Source organism: Collinsella sp. AF38-3AC (genome assembly GCF_003474365.1).
Classification (GTDB): domain Bacteria; phylum Actinomycetota; class Coriobacteriia; order Coriobacteriales; family Coriobacteriaceae; genus Collinsella.
Genome location: NZ_QROM01000008.1, coordinates 73,350 through 93,555, shown reverse-complemented (window position 1 = coordinate 93,555; position 20,206 = coordinate 73,350). Strand labels below are relative to the sequence as shown.

Annotated in this window: 14 protein-coding genes; 9 read left to right on the top strand and 5 right to left on the bottom strand. The window is 61.3% G+C overall.

Translation table 11 applies throughout. The annotated features are described in order from the left end of the window. Positions 1-1,016, top strand: a 1,016-nt coding sequence (locus tag DW029_RS06625; protein WP_233543824.1) for a CPBP family intramembrane glutamic endopeptidase, incomplete at its 5' end; no start/stop codon positions are given. Here DW029_RS06625 and DW029_RS06620 read toward each other — a convergent pair. Beyond that, positions 1,013-3,160 (bottom strand): YgiQ family radical SAM protein, encoded by a 2,148-nt coding sequence (locus tag DW029_RS06620; protein WP_233543823.1) that lies wholly within the window; start codon positions 3,158-3,160, stop codon positions 1,013-1,015. The genes DW029_RS06625 and DW029_RS06620 overlap by 4 nt on opposite strands. Positions 3,161-3,428: 268 nt before the next feature. Here DW029_RS06620 and DW029_RS06615 point away from each other — a divergent pair, with 268 nt between their 5' ends. Next, positions 3,429-4,148: a YoaK family protein gene (locus DW029_RS06615; RefSeq protein ID WP_118345597.1), complete on the top strand. Its 720-nt coding sequence runs from the start codon at positions 3,429-3,431 to the stop codon at positions 4,146-4,148. Between the two features lie 79 nt (positions 4,149-4,227). On the opposite strand, the gene DW029_RS06610 is transcribed toward DW029_RS06615, so the two are convergent. Further along, positions 4,228-4,767, bottom strand: coding sequence for a hypothetical protein (locus tag DW029_RS06610; protein ID WP_117743025.1), 540 nt, complete (start codon positions 4,765-4,767; stop codon positions 4,228-4,230). Between the two features lie 413 nt (positions 4,768-5,180). Here DW029_RS06610 and fucO point away from each other — a divergent pair, with 413 nt between their 5' ends. The 3 genes from fucO to DW029_RS06595 all read left to right on the top strand — a co-directional run bounded on the left by fucO (position 5,181) and on the right by DW029_RS06595 (position 9,153). Further along, a complete protein-coding gene (gene fucO / locus DW029_RS06605; RefSeq protein ID WP_117734434.1) occupies positions 5,181-6,347 on the top strand; it encodes a lactaldehyde reductase in 1,167 nt (388 codons plus the stop codon). A gap of 274 nt (positions 6,348-6,621) precedes the next feature. Then, positions 6,622-7,641 (top strand): M42 family metallopeptidase, encoded by a 1,020-nt coding sequence (locus DW029_RS06600; RefSeq protein ID WP_118345596.1) that lies wholly within the window; start codon positions 6,622-6,624, stop codon positions 7,639-7,641. A 138-nt stretch (positions 7,642-7,779) separates the two neighbouring features. Further along, positions 7,780-9,153 (top strand): DNA-binding protein, encoded by a 1,374-nt coding sequence (locus DW029_RS06595; RefSeq protein ID WP_118345595.1) that lies wholly within the window; start codon positions 7,780-7,782, stop codon positions 9,151-9,153. Between the two features lie 8 nt (positions 9,154-9,161). Here the strand turns inward: DW029_RS06595 and mnmA are convergent, their stop codons facing one another. After that, positions 9,162-10,385: a tRNA 2-thiouridine(34) synthase MnmA gene (mnmA, locus tag DW029_RS06590; RefSeq protein WP_255413794.1), complete on the bottom strand. Its 1,224-nt coding sequence runs from the start codon at positions 10,383-10,385 to the stop codon at positions 9,162-9,164. A 57-nt stretch (positions 10,386-10,442) separates the two neighbouring features. Continuing rightward, positions 10,443-11,381 (bottom strand): cysteine synthase A, encoded by a 939-nt coding sequence (gene cysK / locus DW029_RS06585; protein WP_118098879.1) that lies wholly within the window; start codon positions 11,379-11,381, stop codon positions 10,443-10,445. 252 nt (positions 11,382-11,633) lie between these two features. Between cysK and DW029_RS06580 the strand changes: the two genes are divergently transcribed. Continuing rightward, positions 11,634-12,062, top strand: coding sequence for an Rrf2 family transcriptional regulator (locus tag DW029_RS06580; RefSeq protein ID WP_089572175.1), 429 nt, complete (start codon positions 11,634-11,636; stop codon positions 12,060-12,062). Between the two features lie 138 nt (positions 12,063-12,200). Here the strand turns inward: DW029_RS06580 and DW029_RS06575 are convergent, their stop codons facing one another. Beyond that, positions 12,201-12,566: a phage holin family protein gene (locus DW029_RS06575; RefSeq protein WP_118345593.1), complete on the bottom strand. Its 366-nt coding sequence runs from the start codon at positions 12,564-12,566 to the stop codon at positions 12,201-12,203. A 324-nt stretch (positions 12,567-12,890) separates the two neighbouring features. On the opposite strand from DW029_RS06575, the gene DW029_RS06570 reads away from it, so the two are divergent. The 3 genes from DW029_RS06570 (at position 12,891) to DW029_RS06560 (ending at position 20,106) form a co-directional block, all read left to right on the top strand. Then, complete coding sequence (locus tag DW029_RS06570) at positions 12,891-13,190, top strand: YerC/YecD family TrpR-related protein (RefSeq protein WP_022094855.1); 300 nt, start codon at positions 12,891-12,893, stop codon at positions 13,188-13,190. A gap of 184 nt (positions 13,191-13,374) precedes the next feature. After that, positions 13,375-16,470 carry a PD-(D/E)XK nuclease family protein gene (locus tag DW029_RS06565; RefSeq protein ID WP_118345592.1) on the top strand — a complete coding sequence of 1,032 codons (3,096 nt, stop codon included), beginning with the start codon at positions 13,375-13,377 and terminating at the stop codon, positions 16,468-16,470. A 3-nt stretch (positions 16,471-16,473) separates the two neighbouring features. Continuing rightward, entirely contained in the window at positions 16,474-20,106 is a 3,633-nt protein-coding gene (locus tag DW029_RS06560; protein WP_118345591.1) for a UvrD-helicase domain-containing protein, read from the top strand. Positions 20,107-20,206 lie beyond the last annotated feature (100 nt).

Here is a 20,206-nt window from a genome sequence, read left to right as displayed (position 1 = left end):
CATGCCGGGGGCTCCCAATGTTTTATGTCCTGCTCATATCGTCTCTGCCGGCAGTTAAGGAACGTCCCCAAGTGCCGGGTTTTGAGGAGGTTGGCATGCTCAATGCGATGATTTGGGCGCTTGCCTGTTTTGGCGTTGTCGCGGCAGATATCGCCCTGAGTGTGGTTTTGTTCTCCGCTCTGGGCGTCGCATCGGTGTTCATGGGCTTTTCGATTGACGACCTCGATATTCAATTTCTTCAGGCTGCCGCGCAGATGGCGTCGTTTTTGATGGCGCTGCTGTGGTGGCGTTATCTTTGGCCGCGCTCGTTTATGGCGCGCTGGCAGGGCGAGCGCCCGATTGGCGGGGGAGCAGGCAAAGCATGGAGGCGCATCGCCTGCGTTATCGTGATCGGCCTTGCCCTGCAGGTGGTCGTTGGCTACGTGACCGACGCCGTGCTGTTGCTGTTGCCCGAGGCCGCGGCCGATTACAGCGAACTTGTCGAGGAGACGGGCATGGGTGACACGAGCTATCTGGCCGTCCTGACCACGGTTCTCGGCGCTCCGTTTTGCGAGGAGCTGCTGGTGCGCGGTATCATTTTTGAGTTTTCGCTCCGAGCGTTTAATCCGCAGTGCCGCCCACTTTGGAAGCGCCGGCGTCGTGCGGGTGCGCAGGACGGCGCCATGGTGCCCTGGGCGGCCCCGAACACGTGGGGTATCGCCGCGGCGGTCGTGCTGCAGGCGGCGATCTTCGGTTTTATGCACCTGAACTGGGTGCAGGGCTGCTATGCGGGCGCTGCCGGCCTCATTTTTGGCTGGGTGCTCGTGACGACCGGAAAGCTCCGCTACACGATCCTGCTGCATTTTGCCTTTAACGCCGGGTCGTATCTCATGACGTTGCTCTGGTTTGTGAACACGCCGTTCGACGTGATAATCACGGTCGCGATCGCCGGCGTGATCCTGGTGGAGGCAATGCACTCGCTGCGCCAAGCGTGCCAGCAGAGCACTGCGACCACATCTACCGCATTCCTGCCCTAGTTGCGACGCCCGCCTCCGTTGGCGCCCTGTCGTCCCTGGGCCGCGCGGTTGCGGCCGGCGGTGTTCTGCGCACGCGACATGCCGCCGTGCCCCTTGCTGCCCTTGGGGCCCTTGCCGGCACCACCGTGGGCCCTGCCGCCCTTCTTGCCGGTGCCATGCCCGCCGCCAGCAGACGTCTCGCCCGGGCGCGGCGGCACGGGACGGATTAGGCAATGCTTGGTGTAGCCGATCAGGTCACGACGCCCGGCCTTTTCCAGCGCCTCGCGCACCAGCTTGTAGTTCTCGGGCTTGCGATACTGGATGAGCGCGCGTTGCATGGCCTTCTCGTGCGGATCGCGCGCCACATAGATCGGCTGCATGGTGCGCGGATCCACGCCGGTGTAGTACATGCACGTCGACATGGTGGACGGCGTGGGGTAGAAGTCCTGCACCTGCTCGGGCATATAGCCCATGTCGCGCACGGCCTCGGCAAGGGCCACGGCTTCCTTCATGGTTGAACCGGGGTGGCTCGAGATCAGGTACGGCACCACGTACTGCTTGAGTCCGTATTCGCGGTTCAAGCGCTCAAATTTGCGGCAGAACGCGTCGTAGACGGCTCGGCTCGGCTTGCCCATCACGGACAGCACCGCATCGCTCACGTGCTCGGGCGCTACGCGTAGCTGACCCGAGACGTGATGTTCCAGCAGCTCGCGCAAAAACTCGTCCGAGGCATCGGCCATGGTGTAATCGAAGCGAATGCCGCTCCTCACAAAGACCTTCTTGACGCCTGGCAGCTGGCGCAGGTCGCGCAGCAGCTGCGTGTAGCCGCTCTCATCGACCACCATGTTCTTGCATATGCTCGGCCACAGACAGCGCTTGTCCTTGCACACGCCGTGCTTGAGCTGTTTGTCGCAGGCAGGACGGCTAAAGTTGGCCGTCGGTCCGCCCACGTCGTTGATGTAGCCCTTAAACTCGGGGTCGCGCGTGAGCAGCTCGGCCTCGCGCATGATCGAATCGTGGCTGCGCATCTGCAGCACGCGGCCCTGGTGGAAGGTGAGCGCGCAAAACGAGCACTCGCCAAAGCAGCCGCGGTTAGAGCTGATGGAAAACTTGATCTCGGCAAAGGCAGGCACGCCGCCTGCCGCGTCGTAGTCGGGATGCCAATCGCGTGCGTAGGGGAGCTCTGCCACCTCGTCCATCTCGTCAGTGGCGAGCGTCGCCGAAGGCGGGTTCTGCACCACATAGACGCTGTTGGGGTAGGGCTCTACCAGGCGATGTCCGGTGATGGGGTCCATATTCTGCTGCTGCACGTTAAAGCTGCGCGCGTAGTTGAGCTTGTCGGCGGTAAGGTCGTCCCAGCTGGGCAGCAGGTCGTAGTCGTAGACCTCGTCGAGCGAGCTGGTGCGGTAGACGGTGCCATTGATATAGGTAATCTGGTCGACGGGCAGTCCCGCGTCGAGCGCGTCGGCGATCTCGACGATCGCGTGCTCGCCCATGCCGTAGATGAGGATGTCGGCGCCCGAGTCGAGCAGTACCGAGCGCTTGAGCTTGTCCTGCCAGTAGTCGTAGTGGGCCAGGCGGCGCAGACTCGCCTCGATGCCGCCGATGATGATGGGGGCGTCCTTGAACGTCTGGCGGATGAGGTTGCCGTAGACCGTAACGGCACGGTTGGGGCGGTGACCCTCCTCGCCACCGGGGGTATAGGCGTCGGTGTGGCGGCGGTGCTTGGTCACCGAATAGTGGTTGACCATGGAGTCCATGTTGCCGGCACTGACGAGAAAGCCCAGGCGCGGCTCGCCGAGCACGCTGATGCTGGCGGGATCGGTCCAGTCGGGCTGGCAGATGATGCCCACCTTGTAGCCATGCGCGTCGAGTACGCGGCTGATGATGGCCATACCAAAGCTGGGGTGGTCCACGTAGGCGTCGCCGCAGATGTAGACAAAGTCGCACTGGTCCCAGCCGCGTGCATCCATGTCGGCGCGACTGACGGGTAGGAACTTATCGCGGCCCGGACGCCAGGGGCGTGAGGGCGCTGCCTGGGTGTGCGCGGCCCGGGTGGCGGGGGCGGCCGTGACCTGCGCCTTACCGCCGCGCTTTTGCTGCTGGCCCTGTTTGCCCTGCTGACTGCGCTGGTTATTCTGAGCGTGCTGAGGCTTTTTTGCCACGATCCCTCCCGGTGTTTGTATGCTGCACGTAATTGTAACCAGTCTTTTTGGAACGGGGCTAAAAAGACTGGTGGAGTACATGGGCTGGCGGATCGGCGCGTCGATGCGGGTGTCGGCGCCTCTCCCGCCGTTTGTTTCCAGACTGTGTATCCCCGTGTCGAAGGGGTCGTCTCGCGCGCACGCCATGTTGTCAATGGGTTACAGTATGAACGGCGGCAATGTCTCCGCCAACGCACGAGAGGGTCGTCAACAAGGAGGATGTACGACGATGCAGCGTGCCAAACAGATATCGGAGTCCATCGAGCTGGGCATCATCTTGGCGCTCGCCGGTGGCTTTATGGATGTGTATTCGTACATTGGGCGCGACCATGTTTTCGCCAACGCGCAGACAGGCAATATCCTGCTGGTGGGCGTGAGTATCTCGGAGGGCAATTGGGCACTTGCGGGGCGTTACTTCTTCCCTGTGGTTTCGTTTGCTGTGGGCATTATGCTTGCTGACCTGGTACACGAGCGTTTTGGCAGCGTGATTCACTGGCGCCAGGTGACGGTGTTCTTTGAAGCCGTCATCTTGCTGGGCGTGAGTTTTATTCCCGGTGGCGATTTCAACCTGCTCGCCAACTGCCTTACCTCGTTTGCCTGCGGCATGCAGGTCGAGAGCTTCCGCAAGATTCATGGACACGGCATCGCCACGACCATGTGTATCGGCAACCTCCGTAATGCCTTGCAAAACGTGGACGATTACATCATTACCCACAAGCGCGGCTTTTTGGAAAACGGCCTGCTGTACTTTGGTGTGATCTTTACCTTTGTGTTTGGCGCCGTGCTGGGCAATTGGTGCATTGAGCGCATGGGTCTGCATGCCATTGCGGTGGCGAGCGTGCTGCTGTTTATCGCGTTTGCCATCATGTTTATCGACCGTGAACGCGATTTGCGCAGGAAATGGGCCCGCATCATAGCTGACTGGCAGACCACGAGTCTTAAGCGCTAAGGTGCATGTTCGTAACAACATTCAGGAGCCAGAAAAACTATCTAGCTCCTGAATGTTGTTACGAACTACTTTTTGCGATTTATTCGAGATGCTCTTCAATTCGAGCCCTAAGTAGGGCAATGGCTGTAGGTATTCCAATTGCGGCGGCTAATTCGGCTTTATCCAAAACCTGTATGTTAAAGCACGATTGTTTATCACATTGAAGGACGTTAACTGAAGATAGCTCCACTTCCCGTTGACTGAATATATCGTAATCTCCAAATAGGAAGTTACCTTTTATTGTGTAATTCGGTATGTTCGTTACGCACTTCATCTCAAGTCTGTTTAGGCCATAATCGAACACCGCAACTTCCTTGTGTTCGATGATGAGCGCAACCCTGGGCATGTTACTAAAACCACCGTCGACGACAGTAAAGAGTTTTTCATTTGCATCGTCATAAACGGTGTATTTAAGACTCAATAGCTGTCCTAGTGGACCCGTGAACCCATGTCTTTTGATGTTGAGGTTGTCTCCCGCTGGGTTGACGAGAGCCAGAGCATGCGGATAAGGGTTACCTTCAATTGAGATTCGATATTCGTTTGTAGCCGTCTTGCTCGATTTAGGACCAGTAGCCATCATGCGTCATCGCCTCGATCGAATTGGAACCGTCTTCTGCTTCGTGCGGAGAATTACGCTGTACGTTGCAGTACATGCAGCTGCAATAACCGCATGGGCAATTTCTAACAAAATGAATGACACTATTTGCTGCACGCATATTGATTACTATAAAGTATCCTTTTATAAACGTATTGTCAAACATATATTGCTAAAACAGAAACAATTTATAGACTGAGTTGCTCGTATTCTTCGGGCGATTGCTCCTATAATCTAGCCTTCGCTGCTGTCGGGAGGGAAGGACTGGGGCTCCGTTATTATGTTGAAACGCTTTAACACTTTTGACGTTCTCACGCGTTTTTTGTTTCAAAAGCGTTAGGATGGAACTTACAGCGCGGGGCGTAATGGGTGCCCCGCACACGATGGGGAGGCTATCAATGGCTAATCGTTTCGTTCTCAACACCATTTCTTATCATGGTTCCGGCGCCATCAAGGAGATCCCCGGCGAGCTCCAGCGTCGCGGCTACAAGAAGATCTTCGTCTGCTCCGACCCCGATCTGGTCAAGTTTGGCGTTACCGCTAAGGTGACCGACGAGCTCGACGCTGCCGGCATCACTTGGAGCCTTTACTCCGAGATCAAGCCCAACCCCACTATCCAGAACGTCAAGGACGGCGTCGAGGCTTTCAAGGCCGCCGAGGCTGATGCTATCGTGACCATCGGTGGCGGCTCCTCCATGGATACCGCCAAGGCCATCGGCATCATCATCAACAACCCCGAGTTCGCTGATGTCCGCAGCCTCGAGGGCGTTGCTCCCACCAAGAACCATGCCGTGTTCACCATCGCCGTGCCGACGACCGCCGGTACCGCTGCTGAGGTGACCATCAACTACGTCATCACCGACCCCGAGAAGGTCCGCAAGTTCGTGTGCGTCGACACCAACGATGCCCCCGAGGTCGCCGTCGTCGACCCCGACATGATGGCTTCCATGCCCGCCGGCTTGACCGCCTCTACCGGCATGGACGCTCTGACCCACGCCATCGAGGGCTACACCACCAAGGGCGCTTGGGAGCTCTCCGACATGTTCCACTTTGAGGCTATCAAGCTGATTAGCGAGAACCTGCGCGACTCTGTCGCTGAGGCCAAGTCCGGTCAGCCCGGCTCCGGCCGCGAGGGCATGGCCCTTGGCCAGTATGTCGCCGGCATGGGCTTCTCCAATGTTGGCCTGGGCATCGACCACGCCATGGCTCACACCCTGTCCGCTCACTACGACACCCCGCACGGCGTCGCTTGCGCCATGCTGCTGCCGATCGCCATGGAGTTCAACAAGCCGGTTTGCGCCGAGCGCCTGGCCAAGGTTGCCGTCGCCATGGGCGTTGACACCACGGGCATGAGCACCGACGAGGCTGCCGACGCCGCTATCGCCGCCGTCAAGCAGCTTTCCGCCGACGTGAACATCCCGCACGTCTGCGAGGCCATGAAGGCCGACGAGATCGAGGTCCTGGCCAAGGACGCCATGGCCGACGCTTGCTTCCCGGGTAACCCGCGCGAGGCGACGCTCGACGACGTTATCGAGCTCTTCAAGAAGATCTGCCCGGCTGCTTAACCTGGTTCGGCGGGCCCCGCCCGTTAGCCCCAGAATCGTCCTCGGACATGTCGGAGGCCCCGCTGCGCACTACGTGCGGCGGGGCCTCCTTCTGTCCTGCGGAAAGATTCTGGGGCTAACGGGCGGGGCCCGCCGGCTCGTTGTCGTAGCGGGCGCTGTTCGGAAGAGCTCGATGGGTCATCTCGCTGGGTAAATATTTGTGCGTGATGGTATCGTTGTTGGGGCTTTTACTGATTACGGGATGTTGACTTTGGAGTTGTGGATGGTGTCCCAAATGGATTCTACGCTTGGTTTTATTACTGACCAGTTGAAGGCGCTTACCTCGATTGCTTCGCCTACGGGCTATACCCGTGCGGCGACTGATTATCTAATGGAAACGTTGCGTGATATGGGCTTTGGCCCCGAGCGCTCCAATAAGGGCAACGTGCTGGTCGAGCTTGGCGGCGAGGGCGAGCCGCTTGTGTTGGCGAGCCATGTCGATACCCTGGGCGCCATGGTGCGCTCCATTAAGGACAATGGTCGCCTGCGCCCTACGACCCTCGGCGGGCATCAGTGGTCTACGGCCGATGGCGAGAACTGTACCGTCTACACACGCGACGGCAATGTGTACACGGGTGTGGTCCTCAATACCGAGCCTTCGGCGCACGTGGCCGACGAGCCGGTCAAGACCATCGAGAAAAACATGGAAATCCTGCTCGATGAGAATGTCGACAGCAAAGATGATGTGCTCGAGCTGGGCATTCAGACGGGCGACATCATCGCTATGGATCCGCGTACCACGGTGACGGAAAGCGGCTACATTAAGAGCCGCTTCTTGGATGACAAACTGTCGGCGTCGATTCTGCTGGGCCTGGCCCGCGCCGTTGCTGACGGCGAGGTGACCCTTTCGCGCAAGGTTTCGCTGCTCTTTACGGTGTACGAGGAGGTCGGCCACGGCGGTGCCTTTGTGCCGGCTGACACGCGCGAGATGATCAGCGTGGACATGGGCTGCGTGGGCGACGACCTGGGCTGCACCGAGCGCATGGTTTCGATTTGCGCCAAGGATTCGGGTGGCCCCTACAACTACGATCTGGTGACCACGCTGTCCAATATCGCGCGCGAGCTGGAGCTCGATTACGCCATCGACGTGTACCCGCATTACGGTTCGGACGTCGAGGCCACGCTCTCGGCCGGCTACGACATCCGCCACGGCCTGATCGGTCCCGGCGTGTACGCGAGCCACAACTACGAGCGCAGCCACATCGACGGCGTGCGCAATACCTACGAGCTCGTTCGCGCCTACGTTCAGCGCTAAGGGAGCAGCTTGCGACTCGGCAGACCAATCGCTAAGGCCCGATTTCTCGGGCCTTTTTTCGCTTTGGGTCGTTTAGTATTATGATGTCTGTAATCTATTAACTAAACGTGTAAATTACTTAACGAGGTGATGCGGTGTATGGATACGTCTGAGTACTTGTCTATGGGTGATGCTGCCCGCCTGTTGGGCGTTACGAAAGCCCGCATATCTCAACTTGCCGCATCGGGAACGCTCGCGTGCGATATTGTGGGCGGCCGGAAGATGATCGATTACAATTCTGCGATCGCCTATCAAAAGGTCCGCAAACGAGGGCGCCGTCCTGCAGCCGATGTGGGACGCAAGTTTACGCTGATGTCGGCCGACCATGAGGTCGCGCATGTCTCATTTGATCCGACGCGCGAGTTTCCCTTCGAAATCGCCGAGGTCCTCGATGCGCAACGAATGCCGTTTGGCACATGCTCGAGCTCTTCTCCAACGGTGAATAAGCGGGAGCTCAACGCGTGGTGGGGGCATCGGTCGGTACCCGATGTTCGCCCCGGGCTTATCTCGCGCTACCGAGAGTTAGGGATCGTCAACGGCACTGAGGTGCCGGTTCAGTGCCTGGGCCTCTCTCTTTCGGATTGCTATTGGCTGCGGCCGACCGATTGCGACGGGCTCGAATGGCGAAACATCAATTACTTTGAGAACGAATTTGAGCGATCGGCGCCCGAGGGGCGTTCGGGTTGGCTGGAAGGCATCGGTCTTAAAAATCCCGATAACACATCCGAGGGCGAGCTTCCTAAATCGTGGATGATTCGCAACGGTGTTCGCGTCCTGGTCAAGGGGTGCGGCATGGACGATCAACGTCCCTTTAACGAGGCGGTTGCAACGGCTCTACATCGTCGCTTGCTGTCAGAGGGTGAGTTTGTTCCCTATGCGATTGAGCGGATGTTCGATGGCCCTGTGTGTTTGTGCGACGACTTTCTTGACGGCCGCGAGGAATATGTTCCGGCTGTTTACGTTAAGAACGCTCTTGGCGGTCAGCGAGGAAACTCGACGTACGACCGGTATTGCCGCTTCCTTGGTAAGCTTGGAGCAGACGAGGCTGCCGTGAGAAGGTCTATGTCGCAGATGATCGTTTGCGATGCCCTTTTGGCCAACAGCGATCGCCATTGGCGAAACTTCGGCATCATCCGCAATGTCGACACCCTGGAGATAAAACCTGCACCGCTGTTCGATAGCGGCAACTGTCTGTGGTATAACGTGCCAACTGCCGTGCTCTCAGCTGGGGAGTTTGGGTTTTCCGCTAAGCCGTTTGGGCCCGACCCTTTCGTCCAGCTGGCGCTTGCGGACTCGCTCGATTGGTTCGATTCATCGCGGCTCAACGGATTTGTTGATGAGGCAATCGAGATTCTTTCGCAGAGCGAATGGGCGACGGCGGAGGATCGACTCGAGGCCATTTGCCGCGGCCTCGAGCGTCGCGTAATCGAGGTTGGTGCCGCTGTTGAGGTACTTCGACACGTGCGGCGATAAACCAGCGGCTACTTAAGTGCGCCGGTTACGGTACCACCGCCCAGGACGATGTCGCCGCGATAGACTACAACGGCCTGGCCGGGGGCGATGGCTCGCTGCGGCTCGTCAAAAGTTAGCAGTATTTGCCCGTCTTCGTCACGCGTGAGGGTCGCTGCCTGGTCTTTCTGACGGTAGCGGTACTTGGCACCTACACGAATGCCGCCGGCGTCGAGCTCGGCCTCCATGCGCGTGTCCGGCGCGCTCCAGATCCACTCATCGGCAGTTAGCGCCGAGGCGGTTAGGTCCTCGGCTTCGCCCAGATGCACGGTGTTGCTGGCGGCGTCGACGCCCGTTACATACACCGGATGCGCCATCGCGACACCCAGGCCTTTGCGCTGGCCGATGGTGTAGCGCAGCGCGCCGTTATGGCGTCCGACCACGCTGCCGTCGCGCCACACAATGTCGCCCGGTGCAGCGGCATGTCCGCAGCGGCGCTCGATATAGCCCGCGTAGTCGCCGTCCGGGATAAAGCAGATGTCCTCGCTCTCGGCCTTCTTGGCGTTGATGAAGCCCTGCTCGGCGGCAATGCGGCGTACGTCGCGCTCCTTGTCCAGCCCTGCAAGCGGAAAGATGGTGCGTGCCAGGCGTTCTTGCGTGAGCGAATATAAAAAGTAGCTCTGATCCTTTTTGGGGTCCTCGCCGCGATGCAGCTGCCAGGTGCCGTCGGGCGCCTGGCTCGTTTTGGCATAGTGGCCCGTGGCGATGTAGTCGCAGCCCATATCCAGCGCCGCATCCAGCAACGCGCCAAACTTAATGTGGCGGTTGCAGATGATGCACGGGTTGGGCGTCAGCCCCTCCTGGTAGGCGGTCACGAAGCGCTCGATCACGTTGCGGTCGAAGGTCTGCTGCAGGTCGAGCACATGGTGGGGTATCCCCAGGCGCTCGGCGACGGCCTTCGCGTCAGCGATGTCGCGGTCGACTTTACTCACGCCCGTGACAGGATCGGGTGCGGGGCAGGTGAGGCGCATGGTGGCACCGACGCATTCGTAACCCTGACTTTTGAGCAGATACGCAGTCACGCTGGAATCGACGCCGCCGCTCATGGCGACGAGCACGCGCTTATTGTGCATGGGGAGGTTCTCCTTGGTGGCATGTGGCCAAAAAAGAAAAGCGGCGCGGGAGGCTGGTTCCGCGCCGCAGACATTGTAGCAAGTTCGGACGTCTCGTGGGACACCCTGTTGGGATTGGCTCAGACTGCCGGGAGAGAGAGGAGGCCGGTTCGTCCTGGGCTCAACCTATGGGCACAGACCCTAGTCCTGGAAGAGCGCCGTGGACAGGTAGCGCTCGCCGGTGTCGGCGAGCAGCGCCACGATGGTCTTGCCCTCGTTCTCGGGGCGCTTGGCCAGCTGCAGTGCGGCCCACACGGCGGCGCCGGACGAAATGCCCACGAGCACGCCCTCCTTGTGGCCCACGGCGCGGCCGGTGGCAAAGGCGTCGTCGTTCTCGACGGGGATGATTTCGTCGTAGACCTGGGTGTCGAGGACGTCGGGCACAAAGCCGGCGCCGATGCCCTGGATCTTGTGCGGGCCTGCCTGGCCCTTAGAGAGCACCGGGGAAGTGGCGGGCTCGACGGCGACGATCTTAATCTCGGGGTTCTGCTCCTTGAGGAACTCGCCTACGCCGGTCACGGTGCCGCCGGTGCCAACGCCGGCGACGAAGATGTCGATCTTGCCGTCGGTGTCGTCCCAGATCTCGGGGCCGGTCGTGGCCTTGTGGATGGCAGGGTTGGCGGGGTTCACAAACTGGCCGGCGATAATGCTGTTGGGGGTCTCCTTCTGCAGCTCCTCGGCTTTGGCGATGGCGCCCTTCATGCCCTTGGAGCCGTCGGTGAGCACAAGCTTTGCGCCATATGCCTGCATAAGCTTGCGGCGCTCGACGGACATGGTCTCGGGCATGGTGATAATCACCTTGTAGCCGCGAGCCGCCGCCACGGAGGCGATGCCGACGCCGGTGTTGCCGCTCGTGGGCTCGATGATGGTGTAGTCGCCGCCGCGCACGAGCTTGCCGGCCTTCTCGGCCTCGTCAATCATGTTTTTGGCGACACGGTCTTTGACGGAGCCGGCGGGGTTGAAGTACTCGAGCTTGACGAGCACGCGGGCCTTGAGGTCCTCGTCGGCCTCAAAGTGGGTAAGCTCCAAAAGCGGGGTGTGGCCGATAAGCTGATCGATGGACGTGTAAACCTTGCTCATGGTGAACCTCCAAAGTGTTCAAATGACTGGATACCGTGTGGTTTTACGGTGTATGTAACAGCAAAACCTACAAACCCAATAGGTTGTTCGTTTAGCTGTTGGGAAGCATAGTAGACAGCAAAGCCTAGTAATGCAATAGGAATTTATGAATTATTGCGAGTCGATTAACCATCTTGACGGGATGGGTATTTTCAAAGCCAATTTTTCGGCTAGAATTTCTACGGATTAAATGACCGAAAGGCAGCAATATATATGTTGGTTTCCACAAAGGGCAGGTATGCCCTGCGCGTTATGGTCGACCTGGCCGAGCACCAGGCGGCCGGTCGCATCCCGCTCAAAGAGATTGCGGCGCGACAGGGGATTTCCGAGAAATATCTCGAGAACATCTTGGCTACGCTCGTGCGCGCCAACATGCTCTCGGGCATGCGTGGCAAGGGCGGTGGCTACGTGCTCACGCGCCCTCCCGAGCAGTACACGGTGGGCGAGATTCTGCGCCTGACCGAGGGTAGTCTGGCGCCGGTCGCCTGCCTGGATGGCGACTGCAAGGGCTGTTCGCGATCTGATGAGTGCCCCACGCTCGACGTGTGGAAGAACCTGGACAAGCTCATCAACGACTACCTCGACGGTGTGACACTCGATCAACTTGTTGCTCCCAACGAAGGCTACGACTACGTCATCTAACCCACACCTGCCATTTGGGGACGGGGTAGAAATGGTAGATTGTCTCGCCCTCTGAGACTTGACAAATTAGAAGGCCGCCCATTTTTGCGATGGGCGGCCTTTGCTTTGGGTCGATATGACGGTTCGTATCGAACGGCTCTAGCCCTCGGCGACGCCATCGAGGATGCTGCGCATGATGGACACCAGGATGCTGCCCATAAACGCCGATCCAAAGCTGGCGATGGAGATGCCCGCGCCCAGCAGATTCACCGATAGGTAGCTGGCCAGCTCGAGCATAAAGCTGTTGACGACAAGCTGGAAAATGCCCAGCGTAATGATGGTGAGCGGCAGCGAGATGACCGTCAGGAATGGTTTGACGAGCGAATCGACGATATTGAGGAACAGTCCTACGAAGGCGAAACAGACCCAGGCCTCGGCAAAGCCGAAGGGTTGGATGCCGGGGACGAGGAACGTGGCGATCGCGATGGCGATCGAGGTGAAGAGCCAGTTAAGCATAAAGCGCATGGCGTGAATCCTTTCTTGCGCCGGGGTTGCTGACGTCGCGTGAAACGGCTTGCGGCGGCGACCTGGATGGTTGCGCGGGTGCGCCGCGGTGTTTGGGCGCCCATTGTCTCAAATATTCGTGGAGCTTACGTGCGCATTCGGTTTCAAAACGGCATTCGACCTAAAAAACGTGCCGCTGGCAGAGAGTCTTGTCGCTTTAGTTTGGTGGTGTGCTAAACTGCTACGGGCAAAAGCCACAGGCGTTGCCCTATTGAATAGAACGGGCGAACGATGCCCGATGTTAGTATCAACCTCGATGCCTTTTGGCGGGTTTGGCGGTGATCGATGAATATCGAGAACATGTTTGACAAGCCTGATGTCAAGCAGCTAGTCCACGCATTTAGCCTTTTGGACGACGAGAAAGATATCCAAGCGTTTTTGACCGATATCTGCACGCCGCGTGAGATTTGTGATCTTTCTCAGCGTTTGCAGGTGGCGCGCTATCTGGACGAGGGCGAGCCCTATGTCGAGGTCCAAGCCCGCACCGGCGCTTCGTCCACTACGGTGAGCCGCGTTTCAAAGGCGCTGAACGGCGAGTACGGCGGCTACCGCAAGATCCTCATCAAGCTGGAGGATGGCGAGTAGGCTAGCGACAAAAACGAATTGCGCAGAACCGTCCTTTCGGGGGCGGTTTTTATATGCCCGCAATCGGCTGGTGCGTTGGGGTCAGGTTGCTTCGTACCAAAAGATGGAGCTGCGGTGGCAATGTGTCCGCTTGGGCGGGTAGGATGGATACATTGATTATTGCGAACGGTTTGAGTGGAGGACCATGCCTGTTCGAATCTATACCACCAACGCCGGCGCGGATTTGAGCGATGCCGAGGCGGCGCTGCTCGCCGACCTGGTTGCCCGCCACGGGCGTGCCGTTTTGCTGGTGCCTACGTTTGCCGAGCTCGATCTGTGCCGTCATGATGCGGCGGAAGCTGGGGTTTCACTGGGTATCGATTACAAGACCCCTTCGTCGTGGCTCCGTTCGCTGTGGGAGCTTATGGGCGATGGCCGTAGCTTTGTGGATAACCTTCAGTGCCAGATGCTGTTCTCGGACATGATCGACCGCCGCGACGACGCTGCTCTGCAGCCGCTCTCGCGCAGCCAGGGCACGGTGCGCATGCTTGCGCGTATGGCCCGCGATGTGTTGCCGGGCGTGGCGGGGGCGGGCGACGAACGCTGCCGCGATGCCGCCGCTCAGCCCGAGCCCAAAAGCGACGCCGAGGCCCGCGTTTTCGAGCTTTTGCGTGCCTACGCGGGTGGTTTGGACCGTCGAAATATGATCGAGCCCTGCGAGGCGGCTGACATTATGGCCGGTGCCCTGGCCGATAACCTGCCGGGGTGCGCCCGTGCCGTTTGCGTGCGCGGCGTCACGTCATTTACGTATAGCTTGCTCGAGCTGCTGTCCGCCGTGGCAAACAACGGGGGAGAGGTCGTCGTGCTGCTTGCCCGCGAGCAGGCGGCGATGCGCGAGGAGCTTGCCACGGCCCTTGATGCCCGCGGCGTGCTGTTTGAGGTTGCACCGCTGGACGAGGATGCCGGCGCGTCTGATGCCGCTTGCGGGACCGTCGCTCAGCCTGCCTTTATTGAGGTCGCCGGCCCCCATGCCCGTGCTCATGTCTATGCGGACGCAATTGATGATCTGGTAAAAGCGTGCCAGGGTTCCGAGGCCGACGGCGCCGCGACGAACGCCGACCCCGCACGCGTGCTCGTCGTTTCTGCCCGGGCACCCCAGCTGTTCGGTGAGCTCGCCTCTCGTCTGGCGGCTCGTCGTATCGCTGCTGAGACAACTGAGTTCACGGCGTTTTCCCAATCCATCGCGGGCAGGCAGTTCACGGCGCTCGCCAATCTGATCGAGCGCATGAAGGCCGCCGACGAGGGCACCGTCTCCAAGACGGAGTGGTGGCCCGCTCCAGAGCTTACCGACTGGATCTACAGCCCGCTTTCGGGTGCCGACGCCGCCAGCGCGCGCACGTTCGATAAGAATATGCGTCTCTCGCGCAGCAAGACTACCGCGGGCGTTAAGAGCCTGCTGCAGAGCGTGCAGGGCCAGGTGAGGGGCGCGCGTAAGGCGGCGAGCGACGAAAACTGGTTTAAGAATGTGCCGTGTGTGGTCTCGGACGTGTTCCAGGCGCTGTGGCGTGACAAGCCCGTGACGGCGCTCAAGGCCATGCTTGCCGTTGCCGAGGCGTTGCCCGATCGCTCGCTGGGCAGCTTGGATGGCCAAGCCCGTCGCCAGGCGGAGGTGGCCCTGCTGTGCCATGTCATCGACATCCTTATGAACGATGCTCGCGCGCTCGACGTGTCGCAGGCCGCGACCGTGCCCGTGCTCGATGGCGTTCGCACCAAGGTGGACAAGCGTAGCACCGCCTACGATTACGAGACCTACGAGGTTGACCGTGCGCCACGTGCCCAGGTTCGCTTTACTTCGCTTGCCGATGCGGCGGCTCTGCGCACCGGCAGCTACGATGCCGTGCTGTTTGCCGATGTCGATCTGGACAGCTATCCGCTCTCGCACGAGGAGGGCCCGCTTGCCACGCTGACGGCGAGCCTTGGTCGCGAGGGCGTGATGCTTGAGCCTGCGGCCCTACTGCGCGTGCGCTTTGGCCGCGCGATGCAGGCGGCACGCGGCCCGGTTGCGCTTGCGCGCGTGACACACGATCGCCAGGCACGCGAGTGCTACCCGGCAGCCGTATGGACCGAGCTGCGGGCACATGCCGAGGCCTCTGAAGCCGCCAAGCCCACGCGCGTGGGCGAGGGCGATATCATCGCCGACTTCGATCCCGCGGCAGGCGAAGGTCTCAAGCGCGAGCGTGTGACCTGTGAAGCCCCTCAGCATCTGAGTGCCGAGGCCGTGCCGTATTTGGTTCTGCGTCGTCGCGATGGCGAGGGCGAGGATGCGCCGCTGGTGCCGCGCCTGACGTCTGCCTCGCAGATCGAGGCCTATTCGACCTGCCCGCTGTGCTGGTTCGTCTCGTATCGCGTTAAGCCCCAGTCCATCGACGCGGGCTTTGGCAACATGGAGAAGGGTAACTTTGTCCACGACGTGCTGGAGCACTTGCATGCCCGCCTGCCTCAAGAGGGCATGGAGCGCGTGACGCCCGAGAACCTGCCACGTGTGCAGGAGCTGCTGCGCGATGTCTTTGCCGAGACCCTGGCCGAGCATGCGAAAAAGCGCGGCAACGAGGGCCCGCTGGTGCCGCTCTCCCCGGTGGAAGAGCGCCAGGTGGCAGAGATTTTGCCGCAGCTGGAGGGCGTGCTTGCCTACGAGTCCGAGGCGCTCGCCCCCTTTGCCCCGCGTTACCTGGAGTTCGCCTTTAACGAGCTCAAAGTCGAGTATGCCGGCTGGCCGCTTGGCGGGCGCATCGACCGCGTGGACGTGGACGCCGAGAATCGTGCCGTGGTGATCGACTACAAGCATCGCACGGGCGTTGAGGAGTTTAAGCTCGCCGACCCTACGGTGCGCGACGAGGAATCGGGCGAGGCCGCCATCAACGACCCACGGTGGCTACCGCCCCATACCCAGACGCTTATCTATGCGCAGGCCATGCGCCGGGCGCTGGATTTGGACACCCGCGCGGCGCTCTACTTTTCGACCAAGGGCGGCAAGCCGGCGTTGCGCGGCGCCGCGAGCGCCGAGCTGCTCGAGGAAGAGCGCGGCGACGGTCGTATCCCAGGCCTCAAGAAAGGTTTCCCCGGCGAGGGTGGCAGCATGGACTTCGACGCCCTGCTCGATCGCGTGGAGGCCGGCATCGCCGAGCGCCTGCGGGAGCTCGAGGCAGGCAACGTTGCCGCCGTCGACCCGGCGTCGACGCAGGCCGCGCATGCGCGCTGCTCGTATAACCACGAAGGAACGTTTGTAAGGAGGGACGTGTAGACCATGGATCTTTCGACTTTGATGCCGCAACAGCTGCAGATTGTCAAAACGCTCGACCGTCCGTTGTTTGTCTCGGCGGGCGCCGGTTCGGGCAAGACCTTTACCCTCACGCGCCGCATCGTCTACGCGCTCTCGCCCGAATCCGGTCCGTTCGTTGAGCATCTGGACCAGGTGCTCGCCATTACCTTTACCAAAGATGCCGCGGCCGAGATCCGTGACCGCGTGCGCCGCGCGCTCATCGACGAGGGCATGGACGAGGAGGCCCTGACCGTCGACGATGCATGGATCTCGACCATTCACGGCATGTGCTCGCGTATCCTGCGCGCGCACGCGTTGGAGCTGGGCATCGATCCCGAGTTCACGGTACTCACCGATACCGACGAGCTTATGGATCAGGCTGTTGAGCATGTGCTGGCCCGCGCGACGGCGCCCGATGCCGCCCCCGAGCTCGCGGCATCGCTCAAGGCCCTCTACGCCTGGTATCCCATGGCGGGCGAGGGCGGCCCTTTTGGCGCCGGCACCACCATCAAGGGCCTGGTGCGCGAGCTGCTGGAGCTCTCGAGCCAGCTGCCGGGCGGCATGGACGACGTGCGCGTGGCACACGGTCATGCCGACACTTCGGCCCTTGCCGATGCCTATCGTGCGGCGCTGGGCGCAAGCAAAGCCGCGACCGAGAAAGCGCAGGTGGCACTCGATGCCATCGATGCGTTCGAGGCGAGCGGCAAGACCATGGCGGATGCGGCGCGACTCATGATGTCGTGCACCATGCCTCGGGCGAGCAAGGCGTTTCCCAAGGAACAGGTGGAGCTGCTCAAGGCGGAGGCTGCCGATGCGTTTATCAATATCGTGCTCGCCTGCGGTGGTCCGGCGCTCGATGCGCTGGTGGGGCTTGCTCGTGCTGTGGAGGCGGAGTACCGCGCGCTCAAGGCTGACCAGTCCGCGCTCGATAACAACGACCTGCTCCGCATGGCATACGAGGCGCTGCGCGATTATCCCGCCATTCGAGCCGCCTACGAGGGCCGCTTTAAGATGGTCATGATCGACGAGTTCCAAGATACCGACCAGATGCAGGTCGATCTGATTCGCTATTTGACGGGTGCGGGCGAGCGCGCGCTGTGCACGGTGGGCGATGCGCAGCAGTCGATCTATCGCTTCCGCGGCGCCGAGGTCGAGGTGTTTCGCCGCCAGGAGCGCAAGGTGGGCCTGTCTGCTGCGCCTGAGACCTCCGTCGCATCCGATGCCCCCGCCGGCGAGCTCGTCAAGCTTGTACGCAACTTCCGCAGCCACGACGAGGTGCTGCGCTATGTGGCACGCGTCTTTGACGGCGATACCGGTGGTTTGATGCAGGGGTTCTTGGATCTTGAGCCGAGTGACGATCGCGAGGACAAGCTCAAGGCAAAGGCTTCGCGCCGCCAGGCGCTGCTCGTTGCCGGCGGCAGCACCCAGGAGCGAACGCAGGCGAAAGCTCGTGCGATTGCGGAGCGGTTCCAAGCGCTCGTTAAAGCGGGCCAGCCCCAGGGCGGCATGGTGCTGCTACTGGGCCGCATGACCAACGCCGACGTCTACGCCCAGGCCTTCCGCGACCAGGGGCTCGACTGCGTGATCGCAGGCGGCTCGGTCTTTGCCCAGGCTGCCGAGGTCCAAACGGTGCGTGCCCTGGTGTGCGCGCTTGCCAACCCGGCCGATACGGCGCAGGGCCTTATGCCGCTGCTGGCATCGCCGATGTTTGCGCTGGGCACCCAGGAGTTCCTTGCGCTGGCGACCAAGCTCGACGAGCAGACGGGGGAGACGTCGCGCCGCAACATCGATGCGGGCATCATGAGCGATTCCGATGTGCCCGGCTTGCAGGGCTTGCCACTCGTGACGCGCGCCCGCGAGGTGCTGCGCTATGCACTGCGCCGCGTGGGACGTGATTCGTTCGCGGCGATCGCGCGCGACGTGGTCAACGCTTCGGGCTGGTTCGTGCGTCTGGCGAAGCGCGGCCCCGAGGGCAAGGCCATTGCTGCCAACGTGCTCAAGGCGCTCGACGCCGTGGCCGAGGCGGAGGCCGAGTTCGGTAACTCGCCGCGCTCCATTGCGCTCGCTTTCGACCGCTTCTTGGCGGGCAAGGAGGCGCCGGGCGCGCTTAACGAGGAAGGCGGCGGCGCGGTGCGCATCATGACGGTGCACGCCTCCAAGGGTCTGGAATATCCGGTCGTGGCGGTTGCCGAGTGCTTTGGCGTGCGTAAGTCCTCGGGTGCGGCACAGATGGGTCGCGTCGACGGTGGGGCGCAGGTCGTGGCGCTGCCGGCCCGTTTTGATGGCGTTAGGCTTGCCGACGGAACCTTCGTGAAGGGCGATGACGTCAAAAAGCAGTTTGAGCACGCGTTTAAGGGCAAGGGCGCGTCGCTGTGGTTGCCGCCGGAGCTCATGGAGGACGTCTGTGCGACGGGCTCTCCCGCCGAGGCATTTGCCCGCCTGCGTAACGACGACCTGCAGCTTTCGCTCGAGGAGCGGGCCCGCTTGCTCTACGTTGCCATGACGCGTGCTCGCGAGCTGGTGATCTTGGCGATGGATGCCGGCGTGAGCCGTGGCAAGGTGACGGCGCCGACCTTCGACGTCGAGGCCGATCTGACCTACGACGTGCTGCGTCGTATTCTGCCTACCGACGCTCTGGACATGCCGCAGCTCGATGCCGACCGCCTGGTGTTCGACAACTCCCAGCCGGGCGACTACGAGCTCATTTCTCTCGCGGACTTTACCTTTGGCGAGCATGCGTTTGAGGCCAACGCTTCGCTGGATGCCGAGGGCAGGCTTGTCCGCGGCGATGCGGAGGCGGAGGGTGCCGGTGCGGATGCCCGCGCCGCTGTTCCCGGTCCTGCCGACCCCGAGCCCGATGCGTTTGAGCTCGTGTATCCCCAGGCGGTGGGCGTGCGCATGGGCACGTGCCCGTATCCGGCGCGCGATTCGTACAGCTACTCGTCAATTGCCGCGGCGTTGCATGCCGAGTCCGAGGACCGTGCCGCCGAGGCGCATGTGCCCATGGACGAGGCCGGCGATGATGAAGACTCGGATGGCTCGGAGATGACCGATACGGACGTGGTTGCTGCCGAGCCCCTCGGCAATCCCATGGCCTTGGGTTCGGCGTTCCATGCTGCCTGCCAGTGGCTCATCGAGATGGGCGCCAATGAACTGCCCGCCGCGCGCGCCGATGCGCTGGCGCGCCTGTGGTGCCTGACGCCGGAGCAGCGCGAGCGTTTTGACATTGCCCTGAATCGCTGGCTCAGGTCGGCGGTCCGTGCCGAGCTGCTTGCCTGGCCGTGCGTCCGTGCCGAGGTACCGTTCTTCTCGCTGGGCTGCGAGGACGAGGACATTGCCCGCTACGGCACGTATGCCGAGGGCGCCATCGATGCGTTGGCAACGAACCCGGCGGATTCGTCACGCGCGCTGGTCATCGACTACAAGACGGGCGGCACACCGGATGAGACGCCGGAACAGCTGCAGGAGAAGCACGCCCTGCAGGCGCGCGTCTACGCCGATGTGTTGCACAAGGCGGGCTTTGAGGCCGTGACCGTCAAGTTCGTCCGCGTGGAACAGCCGGATCCAACCATCTTCGTCGAACCCGCCGAACCTCAAGTAGTCACCTACAACCTTTAGCCCTCAACAGCGTGCGGTGGAATCCTTCCCGATTCCACCGCAGCTCAGGGGTAGCTAATTTGGGACGGGGCTATTTTAGCTACCCTTTGACTGACGGCGA

Coding starts and splice junctions, on each gene's coding strand:
- DW029_RS06615 (WP_118345597.1), top strand. CDS start 3,429: ATGCAGCGTGCCAAACAGATATCGGAGTCCATCGAGCTGGGCATCATC.
- DW029_RS06610 (WP_117743025.1), bottom strand. CDS start 4,767: ATGATGGCTACTGGTCCTAAATCGAGCAAGACGGCTACAAACGAATAT.
- fucO (WP_117734434.1), top strand. CDS start 5,181: ATGGCTAATCGTTTCGTTCTCAACACCATTTCTTATCATGGTTCCGGC.
- DW029_RS06600 (WP_118345596.1), top strand. CDS start 6,622: ATGGATTCTACGCTTGGTTTTATTACTGACCAGTTGAAGGCGCTTACC.
- DW029_RS06595 (WP_118345595.1), top strand. CDS start 7,780: ATGGATACGTCTGAGTACTTGTCTATGGGTGATGCTGCCCGCCTGTTG.
- cysK (WP_118098879.1), bottom strand. CDS start 11,381: ATGAGCAAGGTTTACACGTCCATCGATCAGCTTATCGGCCACACCCCG.
- DW029_RS06580 (WP_089572175.1), top strand. CDS start 11,634: ATGTTGGTTTCCACAAAGGGCAGGTATGCCCTGCGCGTTATGGTCGAC.
- DW029_RS06575 (WP_118345593.1), bottom strand. CDS start 12,566: ATGCGCTTTATGCTTAACTGGCTCTTCACCTCGATCGCCATCGCGATC.
- DW029_RS06570 (WP_022094855.1), top strand. CDS start 12,891: ATGAATATCGAGAACATGTTTGACAAGCCTGATGTCAAGCAGCTAGTC.
- DW029_RS06565 (WP_118345592.1), top strand. CDS start 13,375: ATGCCTGTTCGAATCTATACCACCAACGCCGGCGCGGATTTGAGCGAT.
- DW029_RS06560 (WP_118345591.1), top strand. CDS start 16,474: ATGGATCTTTCGACTTTGATGCCGCAACAGCTGCAGATTGTCAAAACG.